Source organism: Pseudomonas sp. GV085 (assembly GCF_003050925.1).
Taxonomy (GTDB): Bacteria; Pseudomonadota; Gammaproteobacteria; order Pseudomonadales; family Pseudomonadaceae; genus Aquipseudomonas.
This window is the reverse complement of record NZ_QAOV01000009.1, coordinates 112,860-131,437: the sequence shown is the minus strand read 5'-3', so window position 1 is coordinate 131,437 and position 18,578 is coordinate 112,860. Positions and strand designations below refer to the sequence as shown.

The following is an 18,578-nucleotide window of genomic DNA, read 5'->3' as shown; positions in this document are numbered from 1 at the left end:
CCAGCCAAGACTTAGATCGCACTACGCTCGCGCAGCAGACCCAGCACTTGCTTCACGCCTTCTTCCAGCGAAACGGACTGGGTGTCGATCACCAGATCGGCATCCAGCGGCACGTCGTACGGGAAGGATTCGCCCGGGATGTTATCCCCGGCCGCTGCGTACAAACCTTGCGGATCACGCTCGGCGCAGACTGTCGGCGAAGCCTGGACGTAGACCGTCAGCAGACGCTCCTTGCCGATCAGTTCCCGGGCTTGTTCACGACCTTCGGCACTTGGCGCAACGAACGCCGCCAGGGTAAGCAGACCGGCTTCGTTGAACTGGCGCGCAACGTGTGCGGCACGACGCCAGTTCTCGGTACGCCCGGCGCGATCCTGTGGCAGACCTTTGTTCAGGTCGTGACGCAGGTTCTGACCGTCAAGCACAAACACTGCACGGCCCATGTCGAACAGCTTGCGTTCAACCGCGTAGGCCAGCGTGCTTTTGCCCGCGCCGGACAAGCCGCTGAACAACACGGTGGCCGGTTGCTGGCCGAAGCGCTGGGCGCGTTCTTCGGTGGCGACGTGCGCGAGTTTGCCGTGATGCGTGCTACTGCCGTGCGCCACTGGTTGAGCGACGATCATGCCGGCAGCGACGGTGCCATTGGTCAAACGATCGATGACGATGAACGAACCGGTGGTGCGGTTGCTCGCGTAGCCATCCAGCGCGATGGCTGCATCGAGGCTGATCTTGACCCGACCGATCTCGTTCAGCTGCAAGGCACTGGCAGGGCCTTCTTCCAGGGTGTTCACGTCAACGCGGTTGACAATGCTGGTGATCGAACCCGGCACGTACGTCGTGGCACGCTTGATGTCGTATTTCTTGCCCGGCAGCATCGGCTCTTCGGCCATCCACACCAGCATGGCGTCGAAGCCGTCAGTCACTTGCGGCAGGTTGTCGGCGTGCACCAGCAAGTCGCCGCGGGAGATATCGATCTCGTCTTCCATGGTCAGCGTCACCGCTTGACCAGGACCTGCATGCTCCAGCTCACCTTCGAAGGTGACGATGGATTTCACGCGACTGCTCTTGCCCGACGGCAGCACCACGACTTCGTCGCCCTTGTGCACGACGCCACTGGCCAGGGTGCCGGCGAAACCACGGAAGTTCAGGTTCGGACGGTTGACGTACTGCACCGGGAAACGCAGATCGGTGAAGTTGCGGTCGCTGGCGATCTCGACGGTTTCCAGAATTTCCATCAACGACTGGCCGGTGTACCACGGCGAACGCTCGGACTTGTTCACCACGTTGTCGCCCTTGAGCGCCGACATCGGCACGAAGGCCATGGTGGTCGGCTTGAAGGCGATGCCTTCGGCGAACTTCAGGTAATCGGCCTTGATCGACTCGAAGACTTTTTCGTCGAAGCCGTTGAGGTCCATCTTGTTGATGGCGACCACGATGTGCTTGATGCCCAGCAACGAAGCAATAAAGCTGTGGCGACGGGTCTGGGTCTGCACGCCATAACGGGCGTCGACCAGAATGATCGCCAGGTCACAGGTGGACGCACCGGTGGCCATGTTGCGGGTGTACTGCTCATGGCCGGGGGTGTCGGCGATGATGAATTTGCGCTTGGCGGTGGAGAAGTAGCGGTAAGCGACATCGATGGTGATGCCCTGTTCCCGCTCGGCCTGCAAGCCGTCGACCAGCAACGCCAGGTCGATATCATCACCGGTGGTGCCGACTTTTTTCGAGTCGCGGGTAATGGCTTCCAGGTGATCTTCGTAGATCATTTTGGAGTCGTGCAGCAGGCGCCCGATCAGGGTGCTCTTGCCGTCATCGACGTTGCCACAGGTTAAAAAGCGCAGCATTTCCTTGCGTTCGTGCTGGCCCAGATAGGCGAGGATGTCCTCGCTGATCAAATCAGATGCGTGCGACATGACAACCCCTTAGAAATAACCCTGACGTTTCTTTTCTTCCATCGAGCCTGCGCCATCGTGATCGATGACCCGGCCCTGGCGCTCGGAAGTTCGCGTCAGGAGCATTTCCTGAATGATGTCGGTCAGGCTGGTAGCCTCGGACTCGACCGCACCGGTCAACGGGTAGTCGCCGAGTGTGCGGAAACGGACCTTCTTCTTGACGATGCGAGCCTTGTCTTCATCGCTCAGGTGATTGAGCAGGCGTTCATCGTCGATCATGATCCAGGTGCCATTCATCTCGATAACGTCGCGCTCGGCGGCGAAATACAGCGGCACGATCGGGATGCCTTCAAGGTAGATGTACTGCCAGATGTCCAGTTCGGTCCAGTTCGACAATGGGAAAACGCGGATCGATTCGCCCTTGTTGACCTTGCCGTTGTAGACGTTCCACAACTCGGGACGCTGGTTTTTCGGGTCCCAGCGGTGCTTGGTATCGCGGAAGGAATACACGCGCTCTTTGGCACGGGACTTCTCTTCGTCACGACGGGCACCACCGAAAGCAGCATCGAAACCGTACTTGTCGAGGGCCTGCTTGAGGCCTTCGGTTTTCATGATATCGGTGTGCTTGGCACTGCCGTGGGTGAGCGGGTTGATGCCTTGCGCGACGCCATCAGGGTTGACGTGCACCAGCAGGTCAAGGCCGAGTTCTTCGACCATGCGGTCGCGGAACGCGTACATTTCCTTGAACTTCCACTGGGTGTCGACGTGCATCACCGGGAACGGCAGTTTGCCCGGGAAGAATGCCTTGCGCGCAAGGTGCAGCATCACGGCGGAATCTTTACCGACGGAGTACAGCATCACCGGGTTATCGAACTCGGCGGCCACCTCGCGGATGATGTGGATGCTTTCCGCCTCCAGCTGTTTCAGATGCGTCAGTTTGTCGACCATGGCTACTCACGAAAGCTTTCTTATGAACGGCCAGCGGGCCGTGTTCGAGCGAGGATCCTAGCACAGCGACCTCTTCTAATCAGGACACCAACTAGATCGAAAGAGCATATGAATATGCCTGCCCGTTTGGGTTGAATGCGGCCCTCTGTAGGAGCGAGCCTGCTCGCGATGGTCGCTAACGATAACGCTGGAAGCCTGACACCCCGCGGTGCTCTCAGGTTCATCGCGAGCAGGCTCGCTCCTACAGGGATAGCGATTCGTCAGATCGGATTCGGGCAATCGATGAAGATGTGTTCCAGCGCAAAGCGCCGCGCCAGGTAATCCCCCAGCGCCTGGACGCCGTAGCGCTCGGTGGCATGGTGACCGGCGGCGATGAAGCTGACGTCGTTTTCCCGGGCGCTGTGGAAGGTTTGCTCGGAAGCCTCGCCGCTGAGGTACAGGTCGACGCCTGCCAGAATGGCCTGGTCGATGTAACCCTGGCCACCACCGGTGCACCAGCCGACACGGCGGATCATCGCGCTGCCTTCAATCAACAGCGGCTCACGGCCCATCACTTCCTGGACGCGGCGAGCGAAATCCCGGGGCGTCATCGGCTCATTCAGCGAGCCGACCAGGCCGACAATCTTCAGGTTGTCCGGGTCCAGCGGACCTTCGACGGTGATGTCGAGCTGCCGTGCGAGCTGCACGTTATTGCCAACATCCGGGTGCAGATCCAGCGGCAGATGATAGGACAACAGGCTGATATCGTGCTTGAGCAGGGTCTTCAAGCGGCGCTGCTTCATGCCGGTGATGCATGGGTTCTCGCCTTTCCAGAAGTAGCCGTGGTGCACCAGCACCAGGTCGGCATTGGCCTGCACTGCCGCATCGAGCAAGGCCTGGCTGGCAGTGACGCCACTGACAATGCGCATCACTTGCGGACGGCCTTCGACCTGCAGGCCATTGGGGCAGTAATCGGCGATTTTGGCGCTGTTGAGGTAACGGTCGGCTTCTTCGACCAGGGTGCTCAGGGCGACGGCCATGAAAGACTCCTAAATATCCCGTTCAGAGGCGCGTGCGGCCTCGTATAATGCGCGTCATTATGAGCGGTCTCATACCGCCTGCAACTCTCTCAGGAACTGCTTAATGCTCAAGGCGCTGCGTTTTTCCGGCTGGCCGCTGTTGGCCGGCGTGCTTGTCGCTCTTTTGATAATCCAGCGTTACCCGCAGTGGGTCGGGCTTCCGAGCCTCGACGTCAACCTGCAACAAGCACCGCAAACCACCAGTATGCAGCAGGGTCCGGTGTCTTATGCCGAAGCGGTATCCACCGCGGCGCCGTCGGTGGTGAACCTGTACACCACCAAAGTCATCAACAAACCCACCCATCCGTTGTTCGAAGATCCGCAGTTCCGGCGCTTCTTCGGTGATAACTCGCCCAAGCAGAAACGCATGGAATCGAGCCTCGGTTCCGGTGTGATCATGAGCCCGGAAGGCTACATCCTGACCAACAACCACGTGACCAGCGGCGCCGACCAGATCGTGGTGGCGCTCAAGGACGGCCGGGAAACCCTGGCGCGGGTGATCGGCAGCGATCCGGAGACTGACCTCGCGGTGCTGAAAATCGACCTGAAAAACCTGCCGTCGATCACCGTGGGGCGTTCCGACAACATCCGCATCGGTGACGTCGCGCTGGCCATCGGCAACCCGTTCGGCGTCGGCCAGACCGTGACCATGGGCATCATCAGCGCCACCGGTCGCAACCAACTGGGCCTGAACAACTACGAAGACTTCATCCAGACCGATGCGGCGATCAACCCCGGCAACTCCGGCGGTGCGCTGGTGGATGCCGTCGGCAACCTGACCGGTATCAACACGGCGATCTTCTCCAAGTCCGGCGGCTCCCAGGGCATTGGTTTCGCGATCCCGGTGAAGCTGGCGATGGAAGTGATGAAGTCGATTATCGAGCACGGCCAGGTGATTCGTGGCTGGCTGGGTATCGAAGTGCAGCCGCTGACCCAGGAATTGGCCGAATCGTTCGGCTTGTCCGGGCGTCCGGGCATTGTCGTGGCGGGGATTTTCCGCGACGGTCCGGCACAGAAGGCCGGCCTGCAACTGGGTGATGTGATTCTTGCCATAGATGGCGAACCGGCCGGTGATGGCCGTCGCTCGATGAATCAGGTGGCACGGATCAAACCGACCGACAAGGTCGCGATCGAGGTGATGCGCAACGGCAAGGAGCTCAAGCTGACCGCGGAAGTCGGCCTGCGTCCGCCGCCGGCTCCGGTCAAGGATAAAGAAGAAGAGTAAGCCGCTGAGACAAGCCCTTGTAGGAGCGAGCTTGCTCGCGATGGTCGTTAACGATAACGCTCATTTACTGACTAAACGCGGCGCTCTTGAGTCCATCGCGAGCAAGCTCGCTCCTACAAGGGTCAGCGGTGGTTTACAGGTCGCCCAGGCCGTCGATCAGCGCCTGATTCTGCTCTGGCGTGCCGATGGAGATCCGCAGGAACTGGGCAATCCGCTCCTGCTTGAAGTGCCGGACGATCACGCCTTGCTCACGCAGCTTGGCCGCCAGGCCCGCCGCGTCATGCCGGGGGTGACGGGCGAAAATGAAGTTCGCCGCCGATGGCAGCACTTCAAAACCCTTTTCCTCTAGCTGTGCAACGACCTTCTCGCGATTCTCGATCACCAACCGGCAGGTCTTGTCGAAATACTCGCGATCCTCGAACGCCGCGGCAGCACCGACATTCGCCATGCGATCCAGCGGATAGGAGTTGAAGCTGTTCTTGATCCGCTCCAGCGCCTCGATCAGATCCGGATGCCCCACCGCCAGGCCAACCCGCAGACCGGCCAGGGAACGGGACTTGGACAGGGTCTGGGTCACCAGCAGGTTCGGATAACGGTCCACCAGGGTGATTGCGGTCTCGCCGCCGAAATCGATGTAAGCCTCGTCCACCACGACCACCGAATCCGGGCTGGCCTTGAGAATCCGCTCCACCGCCTCCAGCGCCAACAGGCAGCCGGTCGGCGCGTTCGGGTTGGGGAAGATAATCCCGCCGTTCGGCCTGGCGTAGTCCGCCGGGTTGATCCGGAACTGCTCGTCCAGCGGCACCGCGTCAAACTTGATGCCGTACAACCCGCAGTAGACCGGGTAGAAGCTGTAGCTGATGTCCGGGAACAGCAGCGGCTGATCGTGCTGCAGCAAACCGTGGAAGATGTGCGCCAGCACTTCATCGGAACCGTTGCCGAGGAACACCTGATTGCCTTGCACGCCGTAGTACCTGGCGACGGCTTGCTTGAGCAGATCGCTGTTCGGGTCCGGGTACAGACGCAGGTTGTCATTGAGTTCGGTTTGCATCGCCGCAAGGGCTTTTGGCGACGGGCCGTACGGGTTTTCGTTGGTGTTGAGCTTCACCAGTTTTGCCAGCTTCGGCTGCTCGCCCGGGACGTAAGGCACCAGATTCTTGACGAACGGGCTCCAGAATTTACTCATGTTCAGTTCCCCTGCCCTTGTAGAAAGTCTTCGTCGCTGATGCGATATTCGGCACTGCGGGCGTGGGCAGTCAGCGACTCGCCACGGGCCAGCACCGAAGCGGTTTTGCCCAACTCGGACGCACCCTGCTCGGAGCAGAAGATGATCGACGAACGTTTCTGGAAGTCGTACACACCCAGCGGCGAGGAGAAACGCGCGGTGCCGGAGGTCGGCAACACGTGGTTCGGGCCTGCGCAGTAATCACCCAGGGCCTCGCAGGTGTGACGGCCCATGAAGATCGCACCGGCGTGGCGGATTTGCGGCAGCCAGGCTTGGGGATCGGCAACGGACAATTCGAGGTGCTCCGGCGCGATGCGGTTGGCCACTTCGATGGCCTGTTCCATGTCGCGAACCTTGATCAGTGCACCACGGCCATTGATCGAGGTTTCAATGATCGCGGCACGCTCCATGGTCGGCATCAGCCTGGCGATGCTGGCGGCGACCTTGTCGAGGAACTCGGCGTCGGGGCTGACCAGAATGGCCTGGGCGTCTTCGTCGTGCTCGGCCTGGGAGAACAGGTCCATGGCGATCCAGTCCGGATCGGTCTGGCCGTCGCACACCACAAGGATTTCCGAAGGGCCGGCGATCATGTCGATTCCGACCTGGCCAAACACGTGGCGCTTGGCGGTGGCGACATAGATGTTGCCCGGGCCGACCACTTTATCGACCTTCGGCACGCTTTCGGTGCCGTAAGCCAATGCCGCCACGGCTTGGGCGCCACCGATGGTGAACACGCGGTCGACACCGGCGATGCAGGCCGCAGCCAGCACAAGCTCGTTGATTTCACCGCGCGGGGTCGGCACGACCATGACCACTTCGGTGACGCCGGCGACCTTGGCCGGAATCGCGTTCATCAGTACCGACGATGGGTACGACGCCTTGCCGCCCGGCACGTACAGACCGGCGCGATCCAGCGGCGTGACTTTCTGGCCCAGCACGGTACCGTCGGCCTCGGTGTAGCTCCAGGAGTCCTGCTTCTGTTTTTCGTGGTAGCTGCGCACACGAGCCGCGGCGACTTCCAGGGCTTCGCGCTGGGCCACGGAGATGCGGGTCAGCGCCAGTTCCAGACGCTCACGCGGCAGGATCAGGTCGGCCATGGACTTCACGTCCAGGCCGTCGAACTGACGGGTGAAGTCCACCAGTGCCGCATCGCCACGCTCACGCACGGCCTTGATGATGTCCAGCACCCGCTGATTGACCGAGTCGTCAGACACACTTTCCCAGCTCAGCAGATGATCCAGATGATGCGCGAAATCCGGGTCAGCAGCGTTGAGTCGGCGAATTGCAGTCGGTGCGGTCATAGCGAGAGCCTCATAGGAATGGCAAAAACTCAGGCGCCCGAAGCTAGCACTCCATCCGCTTGGGCACCTGAGAATTCTGGCTATGAGGCGGATAGACGGGCGCGACTTAACGTCGCGCAGGTGAATCAGCCGCGGTGTCGAGACTCCACTGCCTTGCGCAGGGTGTCGATCAACGCCTGGATACGGGCGTGCTGCATCTTCATCGAAGCTTTGTTGACGATCAGCCGGGAGCTGATGGCAGCAATGAAATCCTGTGGCTCCAGGCCGTTGGCCCGCAGCGTGTTACCGGTGTCGACCACGTCGATGATCTTGTCCGCCAGACCGATCAGCGGCGCCAGCTCCATCGAACCATAGAGCTTGATGATGTCGACCTGACGGCCCTGTTCGGCGTAGTAGCGCTTGGCAACGTTGACGAACTTGGTGGCGATGCGCAGACGGCCCTTGGGCTCGACCGCGCCGACCTTGCCGGCAGTCATCAGCTTGCACTGGGCAATTTGCAGGTCCAGCGGCTCGTACAGGCCCTGGCCGCCGTATTCCATCAGCACATCTTTGCCGGCGACGCCGAGGTCAGCAGCACCATGTTCGACATAGGTCGGCACATCGGTGGCACGCACGATCAGCAGGCGGACATCTGCCTGGGTCGTGGGAATGATCAGCTTGCGACTCTTGTCCGGATTCTCGGTCGGCACGATGCCCGCTTCAGCCAGAAGCGGCAAGGTGTCGTCAAGGATGCGGCCCTTGGACAGTGCGATGGTCAACATGGGAAACGTCAGTCCTTATCAAGGTACTCATGCCCGGTCGCAAATGGCGCCGGACACACATCGAGCCGAAAACGGCCCGACTTCAACAAATCAACGGGCACGTCCTTATGCCCATGCAGCAGGTACTAGCCCGGAACGCGACGGATCTTGGCGCCCAGCATCTGCAGTTTCTCTTCGATGCATTCGTAGCCACGGTCTATGTGGTAGATGCGGTCGATCAGGGTGTCGCCGTCGGCGATCAGGGCCGAGATCACCAGGCTGGCCGAAGCACGCAGGTCGGTCGCCATCACTGGCGCACCCTTGAGTTTTTCGGTGCCGGTGACGATCGCGGTGTTGCCCTCGACCTGGATCTTGGCGCCCATGCGGTGCAGCTCATAGACGTGCATGAAGCGGTTTTCGAAGATCGTCTCGATCACGGCGCCCGTGCCTTCGGCAATGGCGTTGAGGGAGATGAACTGCGCCTGCATGTCGGTCGGGAACGCCGGGTACGGAGCGGTCCGCACGTTGACGGCTTTCGGCCGCTTGCCATGCATGTTCAGCTCGATCCAGTCTTCGCCGGTGTTGATTTCGGCACCGGACTCCCGGAGTTTTTCCAGAACGGCTTCGAGGATGGTCGGATCGGTGTCCTTGACCTTCACACGGCCGCCGGTCACCGCCGCCGCCACCAGGTAGGTGCCGGTTTCGATACGGTCGGGCATCACTTTATAAGTGGTGGTGTGCAGACGCTCGACGCCATCGATGGTGATGGTGTCGGTACCGGCGCCGGAAACCTTGGCGCCCATGGCGTTCAGGAAGTTCGCCAGATCGACCACTTCAGGCTCGCGCGCGGCGTTAGCCAGGACGCTGCGGCCTTTGGCCAGCGCTGCGGCCATCATGATGTTTTCGGTACCGGTCACGCTGACGGTATCGAAGAAGAAGTGCGCACCGCGCAGGCCGCCTTCAGGAGCCTTGGCCTTGATGTAGCCGCCTTCGACGTCAATGACCGCGCCCATGGCTTCCAGGCCACGGATGTGCAGGTCAACCGGACGCGAACCGATGGCGCAACCGCCAGGCAAGGCGACTTCGGCTTCACCGAAACGGGCAACCATCGGGCCCAGCACCAGGATCGACGCACGCATGGTTTTAACCAGTTCGTACGGTGCGACCAGGGTCTTTATGGTGCGCGGGTCGATTTCGACGGAGAGTTTTTCGTCGATCACAGGCTCGATGCCCATGCGGCCGAACAGCTCGATCATGGTGGTGATGTCGTGCAGGTGCGGCAGGTTGGCCACGGTCACCGGGCCATCGCACAGCAAGGTGGCCGCCAGGATCGGCAGGGCAGAGTTCTTTGCCCCGGAGATGCGGATTTCGCCATCAAGACGAACGCCACCGGTAATAATCAATTTATCCATAAGAATCTCGACGCCCTTGGGCTCAGGTGCGCTCGGCCCAGGCCGTGCTGCTGAAAAATTTCATAGTGACCGCATGGATGCTGCCATCGACGATCCACGGGTTCAAATGGGCATAGACCTGCTGCTGACGCTTGACCGGGCTCAATGCCGCCAGTTCATCGCTAATCACGTTCAGCTGGAAATTGCAGCCTTCGCCCTCGACTTCTACTTTCGTTCCGGGCAGCTTTCCTTCAAGAAAGCTCTTAACTTCGTTGGCCTGCATGCTCAACCTCATTCGGCGCCCTGTGCGCGCGGGTCGGACATCATACAAAAAAGCCCCGCGCCTGCGAACCCCGCCAAGCAGGACTCGGACGGGGGGCTTCTTTATAGATGCGTGTCAGGGGTGCGCCAACAGCTCGGTCATCTCGCTGACCTGAGCGATTTCACGCATGTCTTCCGGCATCCCACGGATGCTCAGGGCCTTGCCGGCCACCTGCGCATCGCGGATAAAGCACAGCAGCAACGACAAACCGACACTGCTGGACTTGGTCACCGCCGAGCAATCGACCACCAGCGCCGCGGCCGTGCTGGCCTTGATCAGCGCCTTGCCCTGCTCACGCAGGCCAGGACCGGTGCGGTAATCCAGCACGCCCCTGAGTCGCAACTCGCCCGCTTCGTCCATCTGGACTGCCGACTCACTCATTGGGTTGACTGCCCTGGTTTCTTGTCGGTGGCTTCCTTGGCCTTGGCGACTTCCCCGGCCCAACCATTGATGGTCTTGTCCAGGTCGTTGCCATTGCGCTGCATCGCATCGGCGAACTGATCGCGGAACAGCTTGCCGATGTTGATGCCGTTGATGATGACGTTACGCAGTTTCCACTCGCCGTTGATCTTCTCCAGCGTGTAGGACACCGGATAGATCGCGCCGCTGCTGCCCTTGACGGTCATGCCAACGCTGGTACGGTCGCCCGACTCGTCTTTGGCCGGATCAACGGTGATGCCCTGGTTGTTGTACTCGAGCAAGGCGTTGCCATAGAACTGGAACAGACCCCTCTTGAAGTTTTCTTCGAAGGTCTTCATCTGCGCCGGGGATGCTTTCTTCGAGTATTTGACCGTCATGATGCTCTTGGAAATACCCTCGGCATCCACGACCGGCCCGACGATGGTGTTCAGTGCCGCATAAAAGTCTTGCGGATCCTGCTTGTACTTTTCTTTGTTGGCCGCCAGATCGGCCAGCATCCGATTAGTGGTGTCCTGTACCAGTTCGTGCGCGGAAGGCGCCGCCACGGCGTGGGACACCAACGGAAACACCGCGAGTATTACCAACAGGCCACGTCGCAAGGTAGAGATCATTTAACAGTTCCTCATTTAGCTTCTTTGCTAACGGTATTGAGCAGGAATTTACCGATCAGGTCTTCGAGCACCAGCGATGACTGCGTGTCATGGATGGTTCCACCATCCTTGAGCAGGGTGTCTTCCCCGCCCACGCTGATACCGATGTACTTTTCGCCCAACAGGCCAGCGGTCAGGATAGATGCAGTAGAGTCCGCCGGAAGATTATCGATGCGTTTTTCCAGCTGCATGGTCACCCGACCGGTAAAGCTGTCGCGATCCAGATCGATAGCCGTGACCTTGCCGATGGTCACACCGGCCATGGTCACTTTAGCTCTGACCGTCAAACCGGCGATATTGTCGAAGTAGGCGTAAAGTTTATACGTATCGGTGCTCGGACTCGGGGACAGGCCACTGACCCGCAACGCCAACAAGAGCAAAGCCAGGATGCCAGCCAGCAAGAAAAGGCCGACACCGATTTCCAGGGTGCGGTTTTGCATCAGAAATCTCCAAACATCAAGGCGGTCAGAATAAAGTCCAGGCCGAGTACTGCCAACGAGGCATATACAACGGTCTTGGTAGTGGCACGACTGATCCCCTCGGAAGTGGGTTCGCAGTCATAGCCTTGGAATACGGCGATCCAGGTCACGACAAAGGCAAAGACGATACTTTTGATGACCCCGTTGAGCACATCCTCGGTGAACGTCACGCTGTTCTGCATGTTCGACCAGTAGGAACCTTCATAGACTCCCAGCCAGTCGACAGCTACCCACGAGCCGCCCCAGATACCCACCACGCTGAAAATCATCGCCAGCACCGGCAGGGAAATGAAACCGGCCCACAAACGTGGCGCGATGATGTACTTGAGCGGGTCAACCCCAATCATTTCCAGGCTGGACAGCTGCTCGGTGGATTTCATATTGCCGATTTCGGCGGTCAACGCCGAACCCGCGCGCCCGGCGAACAGCAAGGCAGTCACCACCGGCCCCAGTTCACGCAGCAGCGTCAGCGCCACCATCTGCCCGACGGCCTGCTCCGAACCATAGCTGGAAAGAATGTTGAAGCCCTGCAGCGCCAGCACCATGCCGATGAACACCCCGGAGACCACGATGATCACCAGGGACATCACGCCCACCGAATGCAGCTGCTTGACCAGCAGCCCGAAGGCGCCACCGATACCGCCCCGGCCGAGCAAGGCATGGAACAGGAACAGGCTCGAACGCCCGAACACCGCCAGCGCATCGATGCCGGCCTGGCCGAAGCGGCGAACGCGTTCTATCAATGAAATTCTGCGCATCAGCGCTTCCCCAGAAGATCTGCGCGGTAATCCGTCGCTGGAAAGTGGTACGGGACCGGGCCGTCGGGTTCGCCAGTCATGAACTGACGAATGCGCGGTTCATCCGAGTTCATCAACTCGTCCGGCGTCCCCTGCCCCAACACCTGGCCATCGCCCACTACATAAATGTAATCGGCAATGCTCGCGGTCTCGGCCAGGTCATGGGACACCACGATGCTGGTGATGCCCAGCGCATCGTTGAGCAAACGAATCAGGCGCACCAGAACACCCATTGCGATGGGGTCCTGGCCGACAAAGGGCTCGTCGTACATGAGGATCTGCGGGTCGAGCGCAATCGCCCGGGCCAGCGCGACACGGCGCTTCATGCCGCCGGAAAGCTCGTCGGGCATCAGGTCGATGGCACCGCGCAGGCCCACAGCCTGAAGCTTGAGCAGGACGATGTCGCGGATCATTTCATCCGGCAGTTGCGTATGGACCCGCAACGGAAAGGCGACGTTCTCGAATACATCGAGGTCAGTGAACAGTGCGCCGCTCTGAAACAGCACGCCCATATGCTTGCGCGCATCGAACAGGTCGCTGCGCGACAGTTTTGGCAGATTCTGACCGTTGACCCAGACTTCGCCCCTGGTAGGCCGCAACTGGGCGCCCATCAGACGCAAAAGCGTGGTCTTGCCACACCCGGAAGGCCCCATGATGCCGGTGACCTTGCCGCGCGGGATACGGATATCGACATTATTAAAAATGCTGCGCGCACCGCGCTTGAAGGACAGTCCCTTCAGCTCGACCGCGTAGGCGTTATCGGCACTCATCTAAACTCCTTGCGATGCAGCCTCTCTCTCGGACGCCTGGCTTCCTGACGAAAGCACAAACCTCCCGGGCAGGCCGAACTGGCGGCGAACTATATCACTGCAAAGGCTGCGCGCCCAAGGCCAAAGCCGGGGCTTGTTCAACTGTATGACCGGTTGAAAGCCCCCTTCTAGAAGGTTTCCCGTAACAGGTAATGACAATGCGCAACGAACTTGCGTGAGGGATTCGATCATTACCGTTATAATCGCCGACTTTTCATCAGGCTATACGATTTCTGACATGAGCCAATCCAGCGACCTGATTCGATCAGCACAACGCACCATCCGCCTCGAGATAGAAGCCGTGCAAGGCCTGCTGCCCCATATCGATGCTGATTTCGTACGCGCTTGCGAGATGATTCTGGCCAGCAAAGGCCGCGTGGTCGTGGTCGGCATGGGCAAGTCGGGGCACATCGGCAGCAAGATTGCCGCGACCCTGGCCAGCACCGGCACCACGGCATTTTTTGTGCACCCGGCTGAAGCCAGCCACGGCGACATGGGCATGATTACCCGCGACGACATCATTCTGGCGCTCTCGAACTCCGGCTCCACCAATGAAATCGTGACCCTGCTGCCGCTGATCAAGCGCCTGGGCATTCAATTGATCAGCGTGACCGGCAATCCTGACTCCGCGCTGGCCAAGGCCGCCGAGGTCAACCTGAATGTTCACGTCGAGCACGAAGCCTGCCCGCTGAACCTGGCACCGACCTCGTCGACCACCGCCGCCCTGGTCATGGGCGACGCCCTGGCAGTCGCGTTGCTGGAAGCCCGTGGCTTTACCGCCGAAGACTTCGCCTTTTCCCATCCAGGCGGCGCCCTCGGCCGACGCCTGCTGCTGAAAGTGGAAAATGTCATGCACGCAGGCCAGGAACTGCCGCAGGTCCAGCGCGGCACCCTGCTCAAGGATGCCCTGATGGAAATGACCCGCAAGGGCCTGGGCATGACCGTCATTCTGGAAGCCGACGGCAAACTGGCCGGAATCTTCACCGACGGCGATTTGCGCCGCACGCTGGACCACAGTATCGATATCCACAACGCCATCATCGACCAGGTCATGACGGCCCATGGCAAGACCGCGCGCGCCGAGATGCTCGCCGCCGAAGCGCTGAAAATCATGGAAGACCATAAGATCAACGCATTGGTCGTGGTCGACAGCGAAGACCGCCCGGTCGGCGCCCTGAACATGCACGACTTGCTGCGTGCAGGAGTAATGTAATGAGTGCGGACCTGTTGCAACGCGGCAAACAGATCAAACTGGCGGTGTTCGATGTCGATGGCGTGTTGACCGATGGCCGCCTGTACTTCCTCGAAGACGGCAGCGAATTCAAGACGTTCAACACACTCGACGGTCAGGGCATCAAGATGTTGATGGCCGCCGGCGTGCAGACCGCCATCATCAGCGGCCGCAAGACCCCGGTGGTGGAACGGCGAGCCAGGAACCTCGGCATCCCGCACCTGTATCAGGGGCGCGAGGACAAACTGGTGGTACTCGACGAACTGCTGGCCCAACTCAACCTGAGCTATGAACAGGTGGCTTACCTTGGCGACGACCTGCCGGACCTGCCGGTGATTCGCCGCGTCGGCCTGGGCATGGCGGTGGCCAATGCCGCCAGTTTCGTGCGTGAACACGCTCACGGCATCACCCTCGCCCGTGGTGGTGAAGGCGCCGCTCGCGAGTTCTGCGAACTGATCCTGCGTGCCCAGGGCCGCCTCGATGCGGCCAATGCTGCGTACCTGTGAGCCCATTATGCTGAGCAAAAAGTTTCGCAATACCCTGATGTTCAGTTGCATCGCAGCGATATTCGCCGCGGTAGGCTACTGGAACATCAGCCCGGAACGCTTCCTCGACAAGCCGGTAACGCCGGTCGATGAAAGCGCGATCGACTATTACGCCATCAACGCCCACAGCGTGCAGTACCTGCCGGACGGCAAGCTGCAATATGATCTGGTGTCGGACAAGGTCGAGCACCTGAAAGCCACCGAGGTGACATTGCTGACCAACCCCGACCTGAATGTGTTCCGCGGCACTGAATTCCCGTGGCACGTCCAGAGCTTGCACGGCGAGGTCAACCCTGATGGCACACAGGTCGAACTGATCGATGACGTGCGCATCACGCGCTTCGACGAGAAAAACCGCAAGACCCTGATCACCAGCACCCGCATGACCGTGTTCCCGCAGCAGCAATATGCGCAGACCGAGCAAGACGTTAGAATCGACGGCGCTGGCGGTGTATCGACTGGCAAGGGAATGAAAGCGTATTTGAAAGAAAGCAGGATACACCTGCTATCGAACGTAAGAGGACAGTATGAGGCTCGTTAAAACCCTCCCGATTTTGCTCAGTCTGGGCGCAGCACTGGGAAGCGTGAGCGCCTGGGCTCTGCCGGAAGATCAACAGCAGCCTATCCGCATTCAGGCCGACGATGCCCAACTGGACGACAAGCAAGGTATAGCCACCTATAAGGGTGACGTGATCATCACCCAGGGCTCGATGAAGGTGACCGGCAACACCGTGACCATCACCCGCACCCCGACTGGCGACATCGACGTAGTGACCTCGGTGGGCAACCTGGCGTACTTCGAGCAACTGCAAACCGCTGGCGATACCAAGCCTGTCCAGGGCTGGGGCGTGACGATCCAGTATCACGCCGCGCAAAACCGGGTCGTACTGATCGACAAGGCCAAAGTTGTCGACAAGGACAACAACGTCACCCAGGGCGAAAAAATCGTCTACGACACGGTCAAGAAGCTCGCCAGCGCCGGTCGCGCCACGGGCAGCAAGGTCACCGAGGCACGTCCGCGTATCGACATGGTGATCCAGCCGAAGAAAAAAACCGACGAGAATAAGGCCCGGTAATGGCAACTCTGAAAGCTCAGCATCTGGCCAAGAGCTACAAGAGCCGCCAGGTCGTGCGCGACGTCAGCCTGTCTATCGACAGCGGTCAGATCGTCGGCCTGCTTGGCCCGAACGGCGCCGGCAAGACCACCTGCTTCTACATGATCGTCGGCCTGGTGCAAGCCGACCAGGGCCGCGTCCTGATCGATGACCTGGACGTCAGCCACCAGCCGATGCACGGTCGCGCAAAGGCCGGTATCGGCTACCTGCCGCAAGAAGCATCGATCTTCCGCAAACTGTCGGTGGCCGACAACATCATGGCCATCCTCGAGACCCGCAAGGAACTCGACAAGGCCGGTCGTCGCAAGGAACTGGAAAGCCTGCTGCAGGAATTCCACATCAGCCACATCCGCGACAACCTCGGCATGAGCCTGTCCGGCGGTGAGCGCCGTCGCGTGGAAATCGCCCGAGCCCTGGCCACCAACCCGAAATTCATCCTCCTCGACGAACCCTTCGCCGGCGTGGACCCGATTTCGGTCGGGGACATCAAGCAGATCATTCACCACCTCAAGGCCAAGGGCATTGGCGTGCTGATCACCGACCACAACGTTCGTGAAACCCTGGATATCTGCGAAACCGCCTACATCGTCAACGACGGCCAACTGATCGCCGAAGGCGACGCTGAAACCATCCTGGCCAACGACCTGGTGAAGGAAGTGTACCTGGGCCACGAATTCCGCCTGTAAGACACCGAGACGCCAGAGCAGTCGACAAGCGCTTGTCTCGATAAAAAATCAACTCTTTTTTATTGTTACAGCGCTCTAGGCAAACCCTTCAGTTTCAGGCATATAATTTGCTTAAGTTTGGCGCCCCGGCGCTCTGTAGTGGATGGCGCGTGTGCGCCGGCGAATAAGGTGTTAAGCCCCTGCCATGAAACCATCGCTAGTCTTGAGAATGGGCCAGCAGCTGACGATGACACCGCAGCTGCAACAGGCTATCCGCCTGCTCCAATTGTCGACCCTGGACCTGCAACAGGAAATCCAGGAGGCCCTGGAGTCCAATCCGATGCTCGAACGCCAGGAAGAAGGCGACGACTTCGATAACACCGACCCCTTGGCCGACAACGCCGAACAGAAGCCCAACACCGACATCCAGGAACCTTCCTACCAGGAAAGCGCCCCGACGGTCGATAACCTCGATGAGGGTGACTGGAACGAGCGCATCCCCAACGAACTCCCCGTCGACACCGCGTGGGAAGACGTTTACCAGACCAGCGCCAGCAGCCTGCCCAGCAATGACGACGACGAGTGGGACTTCACCACCCGCACCTCGGCCGGCGAAAGCCTGCAAAGCCACTTGCTGTGGCAACTGAACCTGGCCCCGATGTCCGACACCGATCGCCTGATCGCCGTGACCCTGATCGACTGCATCAACAACCAGGGCTACCTGGACGAAACCCTCGAGGAAATCCTCGACGCCTTCGATCCGGAACTGGACATCGAACTGGACGAAATCGAAGCGGTCCTGCACCGCATCCAGCAATTCGAGCCCGCCGGCATCGGCGCCCGCAACCTGGGCGAATGCCTGCTGCTGCAATTGCGCCAGTTACCCGCCAAGACCCCTTGGCTGGCTGAGGCCAAGCGTCTGGTCACCGATTACATCGACTTGCTTGGCAGCCGCGACTATAGCCAGCTGATGCGCCGCATGAAGCTCAAGGAAGATGAACTCCGCCAGGTCATCGAGCTGGTCCAGAGCCTCAACCCGCGCCCGGGTTCGCAGATCGAGTCCGCCGAAGCCGAGTATGTCGTTCCTGACGTTATCGTGCGCAAGGACAACGAGCGCTGGCTGGTGGAGCTCAATCAGGAGTCGGTGCCACGGCTGCGGGTCAACGCCCAGTACGCCGGTTTCGTGCGCCGCGCCGACACCAGCGCCGACAACACGTTCATGCGCAATCAGTTGCAGGAGGCCCGCTGGTTCATCAAGAGCCTGCAGAGCCGTAATGAAACCCTTATGAAGGTTGCCACCCAGATCGTCGAGCATCAGCGTGGTTTCCTCGAATATGGCGACGAAGCCATGAAGCCGCTGGTCCTGCATGACATCGCCGAAGCGGTCGGCATGCATGAGTCGACGATTTCACGGGTGACCACCCAGAAGTTCATGCACACCCCCCGGGGCATTTATGAACTGAAGTACTTTTTCTCCAGTCACGTCAGCACCTCCGAAGGCGGCGAATGCTCGTCCACGGCGATCCGCGCGATCATCAAAAAACTGGTTGCCGCGGAAAATCAGAAAAAGCCATTGAGTGACAGCAAGATCGCTGGTTTACTGGAGGCACAAGGCATTCAGGTGGCTCGCCGCACCGTCGCCAAGTACCGCGAATCCCTCGGGATCGCGCCTTCGAGCGAACGCAAGCGGTTGATGTAGGGCCACGCCACAGCGTTCCAGTGGCAGATCATCTGATCTGCCGCTTTATGCACTGGCAACGAAGGAGAA

20 protein-coding genes are annotated in these 18,578 nt (G+C 60.1%); 7 read left to right on the top strand and 13 right to left on the bottom strand.

The features are described 5' to 3' along the window. Positions 1–11 precede the first annotated feature (11 nt). From cysN to C8K63_RS19660, 3 genes are all read right to left on the bottom strand, one after another. Positions 12–1,910, bottom strand: coding sequence for a sulfate adenylyltransferase subunit CysN (gene cysN, locus C8K63_RS19675; protein WP_108218219.1), 1,899 nt, complete (start codon positions 1,908–1,910; stop codon positions 12–14). 9 nt (positions 1,911–1,919) lie between these two features. Next, positions 1,920–2,837: a sulfate adenylyltransferase subunit CysD gene (cysD, locus tag C8K63_RS19670; RefSeq protein WP_108218218.1), complete on the bottom strand. Its 918-nt coding sequence runs from the start codon at positions 2,835–2,837 to the stop codon at positions 1,920–1,922. Positions 2,838–3,097: 260 nt separating this feature from the next. Then, positions 3,098–3,856, bottom strand: coding sequence for a Nif3-like dinuclear metal center hexameric protein (locus tag C8K63_RS19660; RefSeq protein ID WP_108218216.1), 759 nt, complete (start codon positions 3,854–3,856; stop codon positions 3,098–3,100). A 103-nt stretch (positions 3,857–3,959) separates the two neighbouring features. On the opposite strand from C8K63_RS19660, the gene algW reads away from it, so the two are divergent. Next, positions 3,960–5,120 carry a Do family serine endopeptidase AlgW gene (algW, locus tag C8K63_RS19655; protein ID WP_108218215.1) on the top strand — a complete coding sequence of 387 codons (1,161 nt, stop codon included), beginning with the start codon at positions 3,960–3,962 and terminating at the stop codon, positions 5,118–5,120. 133 nt (positions 5,121–5,253) lie between these two features. Here the strand turns inward: algW and hisC are convergent, their stop codons facing one another. The 10 genes from hisC to C8K63_RS19605 all read right to left on the bottom strand — a co-directional run bounded on the left by hisC (position 5,254) and on the right by C8K63_RS19605 (position 13,215). Beyond that, the gene (hisC, locus tag C8K63_RS19650) at positions 5,254–6,306 is read right to left on the bottom strand and encodes a histidinol-phosphate transaminase (protein ID WP_108218214.1); all 1,053 of its coding nucleotides are present in this window, start codon (positions 6,304–6,306) and stop codon (positions 5,254–5,256) included. A gap of 2 nt (positions 6,307–6,308) precedes the next feature. Next, the gene (gene hisD, locus C8K63_RS19645) at positions 6,309–7,646 is read right to left on the bottom strand and encodes a histidinol dehydrogenase (RefSeq protein WP_108218213.1); all 1,338 of its coding nucleotides are present in this window, start codon (positions 7,644–7,646) and stop codon (positions 6,309–6,311) included. A gap of 125 nt (positions 7,647–7,771) precedes the next feature. After that, on the bottom strand, positions 7,772–8,407 hold the full coding sequence (gene hisG / locus C8K63_RS19640) for an ATP phosphoribosyltransferase (protein WP_007941260.1): 636 nt from the start codon (positions 8,405–8,407) through the stop codon (positions 7,772–7,774). Between the two features lie 125 nt (positions 8,408–8,532). Beyond that, the gene (murA, locus tag C8K63_RS19635) at positions 8,533–9,798 is read right to left on the bottom strand and encodes a UDP-N-acetylglucosamine 1-carboxyvinyltransferase (RefSeq protein WP_108218212.1); all 1,266 of its coding nucleotides are present in this window, start codon (positions 9,796–9,798) and stop codon (positions 8,533–8,535) included. Between the two features lie 22 nt (positions 9,799–9,820). Further along, entirely contained in the window at positions 9,821–10,060 is a 240-nt protein-coding gene (locus C8K63_RS19630) for a BolA family protein (protein WP_108218211.1), read from the bottom strand. A 114-nt stretch (positions 10,061–10,174) separates the two neighbouring features. Beyond that, positions 10,175–10,480: a lipid asymmetry maintenance protein MlaB gene (locus C8K63_RS19625; RefSeq protein WP_108218210.1), complete on the bottom strand. Its 306-nt coding sequence runs from the start codon at positions 10,478–10,480 to the stop codon at positions 10,175–10,177. Next, positions 10,477–11,130 carry a phospholipid-binding protein MlaC gene (locus C8K63_RS19620; protein WP_108218209.1) on the bottom strand — a complete coding sequence of 218 codons (654 nt, stop codon included), beginning with the start codon at positions 11,128–11,130 and terminating at the stop codon, positions 10,477–10,479. The genes C8K63_RS19625 and C8K63_RS19620 overlap by 4 nt, the downstream gene beginning before the upstream one ends. A gap of 11 nt (positions 11,131–11,141) precedes the next feature. Continuing rightward, entirely contained in the window at positions 11,142–11,609 is a 468-nt protein-coding gene (mlaD, locus tag C8K63_RS19615; RefSeq protein ID WP_056728368.1) for an outer membrane lipid asymmetry maintenance protein MlaD, read from the bottom strand. Beyond that, a complete protein-coding gene (mlaE, locus tag C8K63_RS19610) occupies positions 11,609–12,406 on the bottom strand; it encodes a lipid asymmetry maintenance ABC transporter permease subunit MlaE (protein WP_108218208.1) in 798 nt (265 codons plus the stop codon). The genes mlaD and mlaE overlap by 1 nt, the downstream gene beginning before the upstream one ends. Then, the gene (locus C8K63_RS19605; RefSeq protein ID WP_108218207.1) at positions 12,406–13,215 is read right to left on the bottom strand and encodes an ATP-binding cassette domain-containing protein; all 810 of its coding nucleotides are present in this window, start codon (positions 13,213–13,215) and stop codon (positions 12,406–12,408) included. The genes mlaE and C8K63_RS19605 overlap by 1 nt, the downstream gene beginning before the upstream one ends. Positions 13,216–13,492: 277 nt before the next feature. Here C8K63_RS19605 and C8K63_RS19600 point away from each other — a divergent pair, with 277 nt between their 5' ends. The 6 genes from C8K63_RS19600 (at position 13,493) to C8K63_RS19575 (ending at position 18,509) form a co-directional block, all read left to right on the top strand. Continuing rightward, on the top strand, positions 13,493–14,467 hold the full coding sequence (locus C8K63_RS19600) for a KpsF/GutQ family sugar-phosphate isomerase (RefSeq protein WP_108218206.1): 975 nt from the start codon (positions 13,493–13,495) through the stop codon (positions 14,465–14,467). After that, the gene (locus C8K63_RS19595) at positions 14,467–14,991 is read left to right on the top strand and encodes an HAD family hydrolase (RefSeq protein WP_108218205.1); all 525 of its coding nucleotides are present in this window, start codon (positions 14,467–14,469) and stop codon (positions 14,989–14,991) included. The genes C8K63_RS19600 and C8K63_RS19595 overlap by 1 nt, the downstream gene beginning before the upstream one ends. A gap of 7 nt (positions 14,992–14,998) precedes the next feature. Further along, positions 14,999–15,571 (top strand): LPS export ABC transporter periplasmic protein LptC, encoded by a 573-nt coding sequence (lptC, locus tag C8K63_RS19590; protein ID WP_108218204.1) that lies wholly within the window; start codon positions 14,999–15,001, stop codon positions 15,569–15,571. Continuing rightward, positions 15,558–16,106 carry a lipopolysaccharide transport periplasmic protein LptA gene (gene lptA / locus C8K63_RS19585; RefSeq protein ID WP_108218203.1) on the top strand — a complete coding sequence of 183 codons (549 nt, stop codon included), beginning with the start codon at positions 15,558–15,560 and terminating at the stop codon, positions 16,104–16,106. The genes lptC and lptA overlap by 14 nt, the downstream gene beginning before the upstream one ends. Continuing rightward, entirely contained in the window at positions 16,106–16,831 is a 726-nt protein-coding gene (lptB, locus tag C8K63_RS19580; RefSeq protein ID WP_008054366.1) for an LPS export ABC transporter ATP-binding protein, read from the top strand. Before lptA ends, lptB begins: the two co-directional genes overlap by 1 nt. A 184-nt stretch (positions 16,832–17,015) precedes the next feature. After that, on the top strand, positions 17,016–18,509 hold the full coding sequence (locus C8K63_RS19575) for an RNA polymerase factor sigma-54 (RefSeq protein WP_108218202.1): 1,494 nt from the start codon (positions 17,016–17,018) through the stop codon (positions 18,507–18,509). The last annotated feature ends 69 nt before the right edge of the window (positions 18,510–18,578 follow it).